The following is a 13,748-nucleotide window of genomic DNA, read 5'->3' as shown; positions in this document are numbered from 1 at the left end:
AAAGGGATCCGACCCCGGGTCAGCGCCGCCGTTCCAGCCACCACAGCAGCGATGCGCACAACACGAACGCCAGCCACCACGGCCAGCGTGAGCCCGGCACGGGCTGCATCACCGACGCGTTCGCCGACGTGCTGGAGGCCAACGCCTGCGTGGTCGCATCGATCATCGCCTGTCGATGCAGTGCGGGTGCGTCCTTCGGGTCGAACACATAGCGCCAGACAACGCCGTCGCCATGCTGCAGGCGCTGCCAGCCTGCCTCACGGGGCCACCAGCCGGCGCAGCGCAGCGCCGACGTTGCACCATCGGCGATCAGCGGCACGCTGTCGCCACGCGGGTTGAAGGCCTGCAGCGGCGCCTGCACGCCGCACAGCGCCTGCCGTTCGCCTGCCCAGCTGATGGGCTGTGGTGACCACAGCGCATCACCGCTGCCCTGCGCGCGTGCCAGCGTCGCAACCACGTCGCTCCACAGTTCGCCGTGGCGGTCATCGCGGCCTGCCAGCACCCAGCGCCAGCTGTCGGTCAGCGGCAGCTGGCCGATGCGGCCCTTGCCGACCGCGCGCCAGCCGCCGACGGCCTGGCCGCCCCGATCGTGCAGCAGCGCGTTGCTGCCCGGCGCCTGCAACGCCAGTGCTTCCAGCGAAGGCAGCGCGGCACTGTGCGAGCTGCGGTCGGCCTCTTCGCCGTAGCCGGTCGGCAATGTGCCAGCGGCGAGCGGGCCACGGCGTGCGGCGAGGATCGCGCTTTCGCCATCGCCGGGAAGTTCGAGGGGGTGGCTGCTGCCATCACCCTGCACTGGCAGGCCCAGATCGCGAAGGCGTTGCCGCGCGCTGGCCGAAGGTGCGCCCGCACTGCGCACCAGCACGCCCAGTCCATCGCGCAGCGCCTGGCGCACGGCGGCCAGCTGGCCCGCACTCAATGCCGCCAGGCTGCGCTCGTCCAGCAGCAACAGATCGCTGCGCGTGAGCGATGCTGCATCGATCGACACCGCGCCATCGCCGATGCTGAGTCCGGCCCCGGTATCCGCCTGCACCTGCACACGGATGCCTGCATCGGCTGCCCAGCGCCGCAGGTACTTCAGCTCTGGACCTGGCGCGCCGGCGCGCACCAGCAGGCGCAGCGGTGCCGACGGCAGGGTCTGCTGCGGCACCGGTACGCTGTCCACCACATGGCCGTCGGCATCGAGCAGGCGCAGCTGGAACACGCTGCGGCCTTCGGCGCGGGCGACACCACTCAGCTGCACGCGGCCGTCGTCGGCAACCTCCGTGCGATCGACCACGCTGTCGGCCGGGTCGAGCAGTTCGGCCTTCGCCTTGGCCGCGCCACGCGCCTGTGCCTGCACGTCGAAGCGGGCACCGGGTGCGACATCGGCCGGCGGCTGCAGCGCGATCCAGCCGCGCGGCTCCGGTGCAGCCTGCCAACGCACATCCGGCGGCAGCACCGCGTCGCGGTCACGTGCGACCAGGCCCGCACCGACCAGCGTCAGCGTGGCGGCCGGATGCTGGCGCAGCGCGGTGGCCAGGTCGGGTACGCGCTGTGCGCCGGGCACATCGGCAGCTTCCGGCAACAGCAACAGCGGGCCTTCGCTGGCCGGGAGTACGCCGGCCTTGCCCGCATCGACGCCAAGCACGACCAGCCCGCCTGCGGGCTGCTGGCGGGTGGGGGGCGCCAGGCAGAAATACAGCAGCGTGGCGACGACGATCTGCAGTGCGATCACGACCCACCGGCGGCCGGGGTGCGCAGTGTCCGCACGCAGCTGGCGCACGCTGGCGATGACCACGATCAGAGCGAGTACCGGTGCAATCCACAGGTTCACAGCGGAGGCGTTCATGGCTGCGCCTCCAGCGCGTCGAGGTAGCGCTGGCCCATCACATCGGCGGCACTGCGCCGCATCGCCTGTGGCAGCGGACGCTGCAGCGCCCGCCACAACTGTGCGCGCAGGCGCTGGCGACAGTCGCCGCAGTCGGGCTCGATGCGCAGCTGCTCGATGGCCGCAGCCAGATCGAGTGCATCGGGCAGGTAGGCGGCGTTGCGCTGCTGCCAGGCCGCCAGCGCATCGAGATCCGGTGCGCCGTTGTCATCACCGAGGCGTTGCCAGGCTTCAACGATGGCCGGGTCCGGCGGGGTTCGCGCGGCCAACGGCAGTTCACGACTGGCCAGTCCGGCGCGATCACCGCCCAGCCGGCGGCTTTCATCAATGGGTGGCAGCTCCGGCCCGACCCGGGCCAGGTAGATGCGCTCGGCCTGCTGCACCTGCTTGATGAAGCCCAGCGCCTTGTAGGCAAATGGCAGCGCCTGCTCCGGGCGGCCCTGGCGCAGCTCGCCTTCGGCCGACCACATCTGGTCCAGCGCGGCCTTCAACGTGGCGCGGGTCTGCGGATCGAGCAGGGTGGTCGCCTCGGCGTGGTCATGGGTGTGCCCGTATTCGGAAAGCACGTCGGTCTCGCTGCCGAACACCGGCGGGATATCTGCGTTGGCTGTACTGCCATGATCGTGGCCATGGTCGTCTTGCGCGCCGGCCTGCGCGCCATGGTCGTGTCCGTGATCGTCGTTGTGGCCGTCTGCGGTCGGCGCGTCGCTGGTGGGCAGGTCGCTGGTCGGCGGCGGCTTCGCCGCACCTTCGCTTTCCTCGCCCAGGAACTGGCCGTAGCGCAGGCGCAGGATGCGCTGGTCGACACCGATCGCATCGCTGCGCTTCACGAAGTCCTCGGCGGCCAGGCTGCGTCGCTGCCGGATCAGCGCTTCGACATCGATGATGATCTGCCGCTGGCTGCGGAAGTACGCAGGCAGAGTCTTCTTGATGCGGCCCTCGAGCTCTGCACCGAGCGCGACTTCGGCGCTGGGCAGGCGCAGGATCACGCTGCTGCTGCGCCCGGTCTGCGGCGTGGGTGCATGATTGTCGCGTACCTCCAGCTGGGCGATCACATCGTTGCCAGGCTGCGCGCCCAGCGCAGCCAGATCAAGGGTGTGGGCGAAACGCCGCGCGGTGGCTTCGCCGCTGCCGGCAAGCGTGACGCTGCGCTTCACGAAGGTGATGTTCTCACCGCTGCCCTGGGTAGTGGTGATCGACAGCGTTGCCTGCGCCGCGACACCGTAATCGTCGCTGGCCTCGAAGCGCAGTGCCCACTGCCGTTGCCCCGGCGTGCCCAGCACCAGGCTGGCCGTGGGCTCCAGTACGCGCACGCTGGGTGCACGGTCGGCCACCACATCCAGCCGATGCAGGCGGGTCTCTGCCAGTGCCGGTTCGCTCACCACGCGGTACAGCAGCGGCATACGCGCCACATCCTGCGCCTGCCATTGTCCTTCGCGCTCGCTCAGTGGCAACCGGCGACCATCGTGGAACTGCAGCCATGCCCTGTCCGGGGCGCGGTCGAAGCGCAGGGACCAGGACAGCCGGCTGTCGGCGGCAACCTTCGCATCCAGCGCATTCTGGGTGAGCGTGGCCTGGCCGGTATAGGCTGGCGCGTCGATGCGCAGGCGGGTGGACTGCAGGCGCAGCGGGCCCGCAGCAGCAGCGCTGCCAGGCGCCGGCGTGCGGACAGGCACGGAGCCGGGGCTGGAACGTGGCCAGCCGAATGCCAGCACAACAATGGCCAGGCCTGCGATCCAGCACAGCGCCAATGCCCCACGCGGCCAGCGTGGACGCAGCTCCGGCATCGCGCATTCCAGCATGGCCAGCACATGCGTGCGCTGGCGCTGCTGCAGCGGATTGAGCGTGGCGGCATCGGCGAACAGCAGATCGGCACTGTCCTCGCTGGCACCGCTGCCATCGAGCTGGCGCTGCAGCCACTGCCGGTCCAGCTGGCGGGCACGCGCAGTGACGAAGACCGCGCAGGTGAGCAGGCTGACCGTGCCGACGACGCAGGCGATATCGAAGCCTGCAAGACGCAGGGCCAGCACCGCGGCGGCCAATGCCCATGGCAGGCCCAACAGCAGGGTGATGAGCGCACGGCGGCGGCGTGCGCGTTGCCAGGCGTGCTGCAGGGTGTTCATGCGGCCACCCTGCGCCGGGTGCTGCTGGCCATCCAGCGTTCCAGCGCGAACAGCAGCACGACGGCCAGCAACAGCCAAGGCGTGGGCTCACGCAGCGGTGGTGTTGCAGCAGGCAATGCGGCCCGCTGCGGTGCCTGGTCACGTGCATCGCCCAGGCGCGGGGCCGTAGGCGGCTGCAGCGCCAGCAGCAGGGCACGTGGCAGGCGCGGATCGCGCAGCGCAGGGTTGCTGGCGGCATTCCAGCCACCCGGCAGCGCCAGCAGATAGCCGTGGCCGATGCGTTGCTGCCACAGCAGCGGTGCGCCCTCGGCATCGCGCAGCAGGATGCTCGCGCTGGCAGCAGGCTTGCCGGCAGTCATGACACGACCGCCGCCGCGCAGCCACGCCTGCCAGTTCGCCGGCAGTGCATCGCTGCGGCTCCACACGCCGATCTCGCCGCGCTCCGGCAGGGCATCTGCCGGCAGCGGAGCAAGCGGTGCCTGCACGCCCCACGCGCGCTGCAGTGCGTTCAACCAGCGCTGGGCAGTGGCCGAAGCATCGCTGTGCACGCGCAGGCGCGGCGACGTCGCGGCACTCGGTTGCGCAGTGACCGGTATCGGCTGCGTGTGCCATTGCACGTCGCGCGACAGCTGCAGGCGGGCGCCATCCAGGCTGGGCAGGGGATCGGGAACGTGCACGGTCAATGCGGTGCCAACGGGCAGCTGCGCGTCCAGTTCGCGCAACAGGCTGGGCAGGGGGGCGGTTGATGCAGATGGCGCCTGATCGATGCCGGGGAAGCCGGGTGCCAGCCAGTGCCAGTTGCCATCCTCGGCCGTTCCACGCAGGGCCGTAGCATCCAGTCCCGGCGCTACCACGGTCCATGCAGCGGGAGGCGCCGTCGGGCCAGTCAACGCAGGTCGTGCCAGCAGCAGGGCCAGCGCGGCCAGCAACAGCAGGCGCACCAGCAGCAACGGCCAGTCATCGAAGCGGATGCGCTGGCGCGGCCGCATCTGCGCGCGCAGCCAGCGCAGCGCGGCGAAATCCAGTGGCGTGTAGGGATGGCGGCGGGCCAGGTGGATCAGCAGCGGCAGCAACCCTGCAGCGAGCGCGGCCAGGCCGAGCGGGAACAGCAGGGTCATGCATCGCCCCCACGGCCAAACAACGCCTGCAGCGCCTGGTCCAGCGGCTGGTCGAGCCAGCCGGTGGCACTGGCAATCCCGTTGGCCTGCAGGCGCGCATGCAATGCGCTGCGTGCGTCGACGAAGCGCTGCAGGTAGTCAGCGCGGATCGCCGCACCATCGCCCAGCAGTTCCTCGCCGGTCTCCGGGTCGCGGAAGCGGTGGCCGGCGTCGAATGGGAAGTCGCGCTCGTCGGCGGTGAGGATCTGCAGCAGTGCCACTTCGCGGCACGCGCTGGCCAGTTGTTCCAGCAGCACGATGCCGGCGTCGTCGAAGCCGTCGCCGATTGCCAGCAGCAGGTCGCCCGGGCGCACGCGCTCCCACAGCGGCCGAAGGCGATCGGCCGCAGGCCAGGCGCCGCGCGCCTGCAGGGCATGCAGTTGCAGATGCACGCGATCACGCTGGCGTGCGCCGTTCGCCGCGGGCACCAGTTGCAGGCCAGCGCCATTGATCGCCAGCAGGCCGAAGCGATCACCCTGTTGCAGGGCCAGTTCAACCAGGCACGCGGCCACGCCACGCATGTGTTCCAGGCGCGTGCGCTGCGGTACCGCGCGATCAGCCTGGCCGGCCGAGGCGGTGGCATCGAGCAGCAGCCAGACCGTGATCGGGCTTTCGCGTTCGGACTCGCGCACGAAGAAGCGGTCCGAGCGTGCATACAGCTTCCAGTCGATCTGGCGGAGTTCGTCACCAGGCTCATAGGCACGGTACTGGGCGAATTCGAGGCCGGCACCGCGGCTGCGGCTGGCGTGCTGGCCGATGCCGCTTGCACCGCTGGCCAGGCGCGGCCGCAGCCGCAACATGCGCAAGCGCGCACGCAGTTCCGGCGGCAGGGTCAACGGCGTACCTGCGTTCACGCGTGGCTCAACCCGGGAAGGGCACGGCCTGCAGCAGCGCGGCGACCACGTCGTCGGCACGCTTCTGCTCGGCCTCGGCGGCGAACGACAGCAGCAGGCGATGGCGCATCACCGGCGCGGCCAGCGCCTGCACGTCCTCGCGGGTGGCGGCGAAACGGCCCTGCAGCAGTGCGCGTGCCTTCGCTGCCAGCACCAGCGACTGGCCGGCACGCGGGCCCGCACCCCACTTCACCCATTGGTTGATCGCCGCCGGAGCACCGTCGCCGGGCCGGCTGGCGCGCACCAGGCGGGTGATCCAGGCGAGCACATCCGGGCTGACATGCACCTGGCGCACCGCGGCCTGCAGCGCGATCACCGCGTCGGCATCCATCACCTTCGGCACCGCGTCGGTGGCACCGCCGGTGGTCTGTTCCAGGATCTGCCGCTCCTCGTCTTCGCTGGGGTAATCCACCAGCACGTGCAGCAGGAAGCGGTCCAGCTGCGCTTCCGGCAGCGGGTAGGTTCCGGCCTGCTCGATCGGGTTCTGCGTGGCCAGCACGAAGAACGGCGCGGGCAGCGCGTAGGTGGTACCAGCGTAGCTGACCGTGCGTTCCTGCATCGCTTCCAGCAGTGCGGCCTGGGTCTTGGGTGGGGTGCGGTTGAGTTCGTCAGCCAGCAGCAGGTGGGTGAAGATCGGGCCCTGCTGGAAGCGGAAGTGGCGATGGCCGGTGCCGTGGTCTTCCTCCAGCAGCTCGGTGCCGAGGATGTCGCTGGGCATCAGGTCGGGGGTGAACTGCACGCGCCGGAACTGCAGCTCCAGTGCCTGGCCGAGCGAGCGCACCAGCAGGGTCTTGCCGAGCCCGGGTGCGCCTTCCAGCAGGCAGTGACCGCCGGCCAGCAGGCCGATCAGCAGCTGCTCGACCACGGCGTTCTGGCCCACCACGGCGCGTGCGAGCGCGGCGCGCAGCTCATCCAGGCGCGGCAGCAGGGAATCGAGGTCGGGGGAGGTCATGGGCGTGCAGGTCCTGTCAGTTGTTCAACGCGTACATCACGATGTTGACGCCGAAGCGGGTGTTGTCTTCGGCCAGGAAGCGCTTGTTGCGCCAGTCGTAGTCCCACTCGCAGCCGTAGTCCTTGTTGCTGTACAGCAGGCCCAGGCGGCCGTCGACCTCGATGCCCTTCAGGTAGTCGTGCACCAGGTCGTCGCCCCAGCCGTTGAGTTCGAAGCTGGTGGCAGGCGGGCCATCCGGGAAGCGGAAGAAACTGCGGTACAGCGGGTGGCTGTTGGGCAGCTTCTGCAATGCCCTGGGCCCGAACAGGCGACCCATCTGCGCCTCGAACGAGGTAGCGAACAGGCCGTCGATATCGTGGTTGCAGTCGTCGACGAAGACGAAGCCGCCATTGCGCACGTAGCGCACAAAGTTCTGCCGCTCGGCGGCGTTGAACTCCACCAGCGTGTGCCCGGCCAGGTAGCAGAACGGCGCTTCCAGCATGCGTGGGTCGGCCAGCGCCACCACGTGTTCCTGCGGGTCCACGCGCAGCGAGGTGTAGTCGATCAGCGAGGTGATCAGGTTGGACGGCATGCGCGCGTCCACGTCCCAGTCACCGGAGTCGTACTGAAGGCGGGTGAACCAGAAGTCGTAGCGCGAACTGCGCGGGCCTGCCTGTGCCCAGGTTGGCAGCGCCGCCGCCGAAGCGGCAGCGGCCAACCAGCGCAGGCAGGCCCGGCGATCCATCAGACCGCGTCGGACAGCGAAGTGAAGGTGAAATCGCGCAGCTTCATCGGCGGGATCATCATCACGTAGCTGGATTCATCACCGGCCACGCGCACCGGCTTGCCCAGCTCTTCGATGTTGTTGAGCATGATCACCGGCGATTCGTTGAAGCGGAAGTTCTTCACCGGATGCTTGATCTGGCCGTTCTCGATGTAGAAGGTGCCGTCGCGGGTCAGGCCGGTCAGCAGCACGGTCTGCGGATCGACCATGCGGATGTACCAGGTGCGGGTGACCAGGATGCCCTTCTGGGTGCCGCGAACCAGTTCGGCGGTGCTCTTGTCGCCACCGCTCATCAGCAAGTTGCCCGGCGACGCCTTGGCGGTCTTGCCCTGCTTCTGCGCCCAGAAGCGCGAGTAGTCCAGGTTGGCGATCCTGCCGTTCTCGATGATGGCCATGCGCTCGCGGGGCAGGCCCTCGTTGTCCCACGGCAGCACCGGTGCGTCCGGGTGCCATGGGTCGGCGATCATGGTCACGCGCGGGTCGTAGACCTGCTCGCCCAGCTTGTTGCCGCCGCCCTTCTTGGACAGGAAGCTGCGGCCTTCATCGGCCGAGCGTGCGCTGAAGAAGTTCATCATGAAGCTGATCAGGCCGGCCGCCGCAGCCGGCTCCAGGATCACCGTGTACTTGCCCGGTTCCAGCGCTTTGGCTTCGGCCGATTCGGTGGCCTTGCGCATGGCGATGCGGATGTCCTGGTCCGCCTTGAAGTCAGCCGCATCCTTCAGGTTGCGGCCGACCCAGCCCGAACCACGGCCATCCTCGGTGCGCACGGTGCAGGTGTAATTGAAGTTGGTGGTGCGCTGGTAGGCGAAGTTGCCGTTGCTGTTGGCAGTGGCCTGGAAGCCCTGGCCGTCTTCGAGGAAGCCGGCGGCGATCAGGCCATGGCCACGGCAGGGCGCGATTGAATCTGCGGCAACCTTGGCACGGAACGCCGGATCGATCGCGGCAGTGGATTCGCTGAAGGTGGGGCTGGCGCGGTAGGTCTGCTTGCCGATGGCCGGCATGAACTCCGGGTTTTCCGGGGCCAGGCGGGCCAGGTCTTCGGCACGGCGCACCACGCGTTCCAGCGCGGCATCGTCGAACTCGTTGATCGAGGCCGTGCCGACGCGCTTGCCGAAGGCAACGGTGACCGCCAGTTCGGTGTTGTCGACGATGCCGCTGGTGGAGACATTGTTCAGTGCGAAACGGATGTTGCCGTCGATCGCGCCGGCCAGCACGGCGGTGCATTCGTCGGCCTTGGACAGGGCGATGACCTTGTCGAGGATGGCCTTGGCCTGGGCTTCGGTGAAGATACTCATGGTGTAAGGGCTCCTGACCGATCAGCCGAGGCTGCGTGCGGTGTTGATGACGTTGATGCCGTTGAAGCGCGCGGTGGACGAACCGTGCGAGACCGCCGAGACCTGGCCCGGCTGGCCCTTGCCGTCGAAGAACGAACCGCCCAGGCGGTAGTCACGCTCGTCGGCCACGGCGGTGCAGGCGTTCCAGAACTCCGGCGTGCGGATCTGGTAGGCCACGTCTTCCAGCATGCGGGTGATCTGGCCGTTCTTGATCTCGTAGAACAGCTGGCCGCCGAACTGCGCGTTGTAGCGCTGCTGGTCGATCGAGAACGAACCATCACCGATGATGTAGATGCCGTTCTCCACGTCCTTGATCAGGTCCGGCACGCTCAATGGCTTCTTGCCCGGTGCCATCGACACGTTGGCCATGCGCTGGAACTGCACGCTGGACCACGAGTCGGCATAGCAGCAGCCGTCGGACTCGGTCTTGCCGAGGATGTGGGCCTGGTCGCGGATGGTCTGGTAGTCCACCAGCTTGCCGTTGCTGATCAGGTCCCAGCGCTTGCACTTCACGCCTTCATCGTCGTACGCCACTGCGCCGAGGCTGCCCGGCTGGGTCTTGTCGGCGAAGATGTTGACCAGTTCGCTGCCGTACTGGAAATGCTGTTCGCGCTTGTCCAGGGTGGCGAAGCTGGTGCCGGCGTAGTTGGCCTCGTAGCCAAGCACGCGGTCCAGCTCCAGCGGATGGCCGATCGACTCGTGGATGGTCAGCCAGGTGTGCGACGGGTCGAGCACCAGGTCGTACTTGCCCGGCTTCACCGACGGTGCCTTCAGCTTTTCCTGCGCCTGCCTGGCAGCGGCGATGGCGTCTTCCTTCATGTCGTAGGAAGAACTGTAGTTGACCACGCCATTGGGGCCGACCACCTTGCCCGCGGCGGCGCCATCCAGGTACTCGTAGCCCAGGCCCATCGGCGAGGACAGGCCCGAACGGGTGCGGAACTTGCCGCTGGACTTGTCGATGGCGGTGACCGTCATCGGCGCCCAGATACGGTGCACGTCCTGGTCGATGTAGGAGCCGTCGGTGGAGGCGAAGTACTTCTGCTCGTTGACCAGGAACAGCATCGAGTTGACGAAGCTGGCACCGGCGCCCATTGCGGCGGCGTTGACGTCCAGCAGCAGGCCGACCTTGTCCTTGATCGGCACGTCCATCGCATTCTTGCGGATCGGCGTGCGCCAGCTCACCTCACCGACGCCCGGCGCCTTGGCCAGCTGCACCGGCGCGGTCTGCACGCCGGCATTGGCCTTGGCGATCGCCGCCGCCTGCTGCGCGGCCTTGGCCACATCGGCCGTACCCAGCGCATTGGTGGCGGCAAAGCCCCAGGCACCGTTGACGATCACGCGGATGCCCACGCCGGTGGACTCGGTGTTCACCACGTTCTGCACCTTGTCCTCGCGGGTGATCACGAACTGCCGCAGGTAGCGGCCGATGCGCACGTCGCAGTAGGTGGCGCCGGCCTGGCGGGCGGCGGCCAGCGCCGCATCGGCCAGGCGCTTCTTCAGCCCCAGGTCCAGCGAGCTCTGCAGCTGTTCGGCGGCGATCACCTTGCCGAAGAAGGAGGGCACGATCAGCCCGCCCGCGGTAAGCCCGGTCAGGGCCAGGAAGTCACGTCTTTGCAAGGCTGCTCTCCATGTCGAAGGATGGGTGGCTCAAGCGCCGAGACTGCGCGCGGTGTTGATGATGTTGATGCCGTTGAAGCGGGTGGTGGACGAACCGTGCGAGACCGCCGAGACCTGGCCGGGCTGGCCCTTGCCGTCGAAGAACGAACCGCCCAGGCGGAAGTCGCGTTCATCGCAGATGGCGGTGCAGGCATTCCAGAACTCCGGCGTTCGGATCTGGTAGGCCGCATCCTCGACCATGCCGGCGATCTTTCCGTCCTTGATCTGGTAGTACAGCTGGCCGCCGAACTGCGCGTTGTAGCGCTGCTGGTCGATCGAATACGAACCGCGGCCGTGGATCCAGATGCCGTTCTCCACGTCCTTGATCATGTCCTCGACGCTGAGCGGCTGCTTGCCCGGCGCCAGGGAGACATTGGCCATGCGCTGGAACTGCACGCTGGACCAGGAATCGGCATAGCTGCAGCCATGCGATGCATCGCGGCCGAGGATATGGGCCTCGTCGCGGGTGGCCTGGTAGTCAACCAGGATGCCGTCGCGCACCAGGTCCCAACGCTGCGTCTTCACCCCTTCATCGTCGTAGCCGACGGCGCCGAGGCTACCCGGCTGGGTCTTGTCGGCGAAGAAGGTGACGATGTCGCTGCCCCAGCGGAAACCCGCATCGCGCTTGTCCAGGGTGGCGAAGCTGGTGCCGGCGTAGTTGGCTTCGTAGCCGAGCACGCGGTCCAGCTCCAGCGGGTGGCCGACGTTCTCGTGGATGGTCAGGAACAGGTTGGACGGGTCCAGCACCAGGTCGTACTTGCCGGGCTTTACCGACGGCGCCTTCAGCTTCTCGCGGGCGTGGCGGGCGGCCGCGATGGCGTCCTCGACCGGGTCGTAGGAATCGCGGTAGGCGGTGATGCCGCCGGGCAGCTGCACCTTGCCACTCGCATCGCCATCGAGGAACTCGTAGCCCATGCCCATCGGCGAGGACAGGCCAGCGCGGGTACGGAACCTGCCGCTGGCCTTGTCGATGGCGGTGGCGGTGAACGGCAGCCAGATGCGGTGGATGTCCTGGTCGATGAACGAGCCGTCGCTGGAGGCGAAGTACTTCTGTTCGTTGACCAGGAACAGGGTGGAATTGATGTAGTCGGCACCCGCATTCAGCGCGGCGGCGTTGAGCGCCAGAAGCAGTTCGACCTTGTCCTGGATCGGCACCGCCATTGCGTTCCTGCGGACGGGCGTCTGCCAGCGCACCTCACCGACCGAGGGTGTCGGCGCCAGCTGCACCGGCCGGGTCTGGATGCTGGCGTTGGCACGGGCGATCGCCGCAGCCTGCTCGACCGCAGCGCGTACGGCGGCCTCGGTCTGCTGATGGGTCGCGGCGAAGCCCCAGGCGCCGTTGACGATCACGCGCACGCCCACGCCGGACGACTCGCGGTTGGTCACATTGCCGACCTGGTGTTCGCGGGTGATGACCGACTGGTTGAGATAGCGGCCGATGCGGACATCGCAGTAGCTGGCCTTGGCGGTGCGTGCGGCGGCCAGCGCCACGTCCGCCAGGCGCCTGCGCTGGGCGGTATCGACCGGGGCAAGCAGCTGCTCGGCGGCGATGGCACGGGAATGCGGCAGCAGCAGGCCCGCCAGGCCCAGACCGGAAAAAGCCAGGAACTCACGTCGTTGCACAGCGTTTCTCTCTCTCGCTTGCGTGCGGTTGGCAATGGGCCGGACCGATCACGTCAACTCCTCGACTTTCGCCAGCGCGGGGCGTGGGGACAAGTGACTGCAGTCATGGTTGGGAGGGTTTCGGCAGGGCTTGCAGCCCTGCACCTGCTCAATGCAACGGCCAGAGCCAGAGCCAGAGCCAGAGCCAGAGCGGCATTCCGTGGGATGGCGGGGCGATGTCGGATTGCGGGGACGCCGCAAGTACGTCCGTGTAGGCTTGGCAGCCGCATCCATGCGGCTGACACCCCGCAATCCGACACCGCCCCACCTTCGACAGGTTCACTCGGCTGTTGGTAGGTGTCGACCTTGGTCGACACGTCTGTCAGATATCGAAATGTATCCGGGGTCAGATCCGTTTTCCTGCGGAAAACGGATCTGAACCCAGGAGCCGTTCCAACAGATCGCAGAAAACTGTCGAAGGAGGGGTGGGTCCGGTTGCGGGGGTGACCGCGGCATGGATGCCGCGGCCAAGCCCCCACGGACGGGTTTACGGCGTCCCCCGCAACCGGACCCACCCCGCCATCCCACAGGAAGCCCGCTGTTGCTGTTGCTTTGGCTGTTGCCGTTGTTCCGGCTTCTGCGGGTGCAGGGCGCAGCCCTGCCGAGCAACACCCCCTCGTGCACAATGGAGCCGACCCCGCCTGGACCCCGTCCTGATGTCGAGCAAGCCGTATTCAGAAGCCTGCGAGCGCAACCGCGAACCCATCGCCACCGCACTCGACCCGTGGATGGGCGACCGCCGTCGGGTGCTGGAGATCGGCAGTGGCACCGGCCAGCATGCGGCCTTCTTCGCCGAGCGCTGGCCGTGGCTGCGCTGGCAGCCCAGTGATCATCCGGACCATCTGCCCGGCATCGAGGCCTGGCGTGCGGAGACCGCGCTGCTGAACCTGTTGCCGCCGCTGGCGTTGCAGGTGGAACTGCCACCGGCGCCTGGGCTCAGCCTGCCACAGGGCAGCACGTTCGACGCCGCATTCAGCGCCAACACGCTGCACATCATGAGCTGGGAACACGTGCAGGCACTGTTCGTCGCGCTGCCACCGGCGCTGCGTCATGGTGCGCTGCTGGCGGTGTATGGCCCGCTCAACTACGGCGGCCGCTACACCAGCGACAGCAACGCGCAGTTCGATGCCTGGCTGAAGGCACGTGATCCGCGCAGCGGCATCCGCGATAGCGAAGCGGTGCAGGCGCTGGCCGCCGACCACGGATTCACCCGACTGGGGGATGTGGCGATGCCGGCCAACAACCGCCTGCTGCTGTGGCGGCTGGGCTGAACCGCCGGTAGTACCGGCCGCTGGCCGGCAACCGATTGCCAGGAGGGATGCCGGCCAGCAGCCGGCACGA

At 68.3% G+C, this 13,748-nt stretch carries 10 protein-coding genes; 1 reads left to right on the top strand and 9 read right to left on the bottom strand.

The features are described from left to right. Positions 1–19 precede the first annotated feature (19 nt). Genes AC5P60_RS09195 through AC5P60_RS09155 form a run of 9 tightly spaced genes read right to left on the bottom strand, consistent with a single transcriptional unit; the run spans position 20 to position 12,368 of the window. The gene (locus tag AC5P60_RS09195; protein ID WP_049455026.1) at positions 20–1,828 is read right to left on the bottom strand and encodes a hypothetical protein; all 1,809 of its coding nucleotides are present in this window, start codon (positions 1,826–1,828) and stop codon (positions 20–22) included. Further along, the gene (locus AC5P60_RS09190; RefSeq protein ID WP_483693576.1) at positions 1,825–3,990 is read right to left on the bottom strand and encodes a hypothetical protein; all 2,166 of its coding nucleotides are present in this window, start codon (positions 3,988–3,990) and stop codon (positions 1,825–1,827) included. The genes AC5P60_RS09195 and AC5P60_RS09190 overlap by 4 nt, the downstream gene beginning before the upstream one ends. After that, positions 3,987–5,108: a BatA domain-containing protein gene (locus tag AC5P60_RS09185; RefSeq protein ID WP_483693577.1), complete on the bottom strand. Its 1,122-nt coding sequence runs from the start codon at positions 5,106–5,108 to the stop codon at positions 3,987–3,989. The genes AC5P60_RS09190 and AC5P60_RS09185 overlap by 4 nt, the downstream gene beginning before the upstream one ends. Then, entirely contained in the window at positions 5,105–6,001 is an 897-nt protein-coding gene (locus AC5P60_RS09180; protein ID WP_483693578.1) for a DUF58 domain-containing protein, read from the bottom strand. The genes AC5P60_RS09185 and AC5P60_RS09180 overlap by 4 nt, the downstream gene beginning before the upstream one ends. 7 nt (positions 6,002–6,008) lie before the next feature. Next, the gene (locus AC5P60_RS09175) at positions 6,009–6,992 is read right to left on the bottom strand and encodes an AAA family ATPase (RefSeq protein WP_033834595.1); all 984 of its coding nucleotides are present in this window, start codon (positions 6,990–6,992) and stop codon (positions 6,009–6,011) included. 16 nt (positions 6,993–7,008) lie between these two features. After that, positions 7,009–7,716 carry a DUF4159 domain-containing protein gene (locus tag AC5P60_RS09170; protein WP_033834596.1) on the bottom strand — a complete coding sequence of 236 codons (708 nt, stop codon included), beginning with the start codon at positions 7,714–7,716 and terminating at the stop codon, positions 7,009–7,011. Further along, the gene (locus tag AC5P60_RS09165; RefSeq protein WP_005407529.1) at positions 7,716–9,050 is read right to left on the bottom strand and encodes a TldD/PmbA family protein; all 1,335 of its coding nucleotides are present in this window, start codon (positions 9,048–9,050) and stop codon (positions 7,716–7,718) included. Before AC5P60_RS09165 ends, AC5P60_RS09170 begins: the two co-directional genes overlap by 1 nt. Before the next feature lie 21 nt (positions 9,051–9,071). Further along, positions 9,072–10,706: a TldD/PmbA family protein gene (locus AC5P60_RS09160; RefSeq protein ID WP_033834597.1), complete on the bottom strand. Its 1,635-nt coding sequence runs from the start codon at positions 10,704–10,706 to the stop codon at positions 9,072–9,074. 30 nt (positions 10,707–10,736) lie between these two features. Next, the gene (locus AC5P60_RS09155; protein WP_231522466.1) at positions 10,737–12,368 is read right to left on the bottom strand and encodes a TldD/PmbA family protein; all 1,632 of its coding nucleotides are present in this window, start codon (positions 12,366–12,368) and stop codon (positions 10,737–10,739) included. 695 nt (positions 12,369–13,063) lie between these two features. Between AC5P60_RS09155 and AC5P60_RS09150 the strand changes: the two genes are divergently transcribed. Then, positions 13,064–13,678 carry a DUF938 domain-containing protein gene (locus AC5P60_RS09150; protein ID WP_231522465.1) on the top strand — a complete coding sequence of 205 codons (615 nt, stop codon included), beginning with the start codon at positions 13,064–13,066 and terminating at the stop codon, positions 13,676–13,678. Positions 13,679–13,748: the final 70 nt, after the last annotated feature.

The sequence above is a fragment of the Stenotrophomonas sp. YJH_SMC_120 genome, assembly GCF_059368675.1.
The sequence above is the reverse complement of the archived record's forward strand: the minus strand, read 5'-3'. Positions and strand labels throughout refer to the sequence as shown.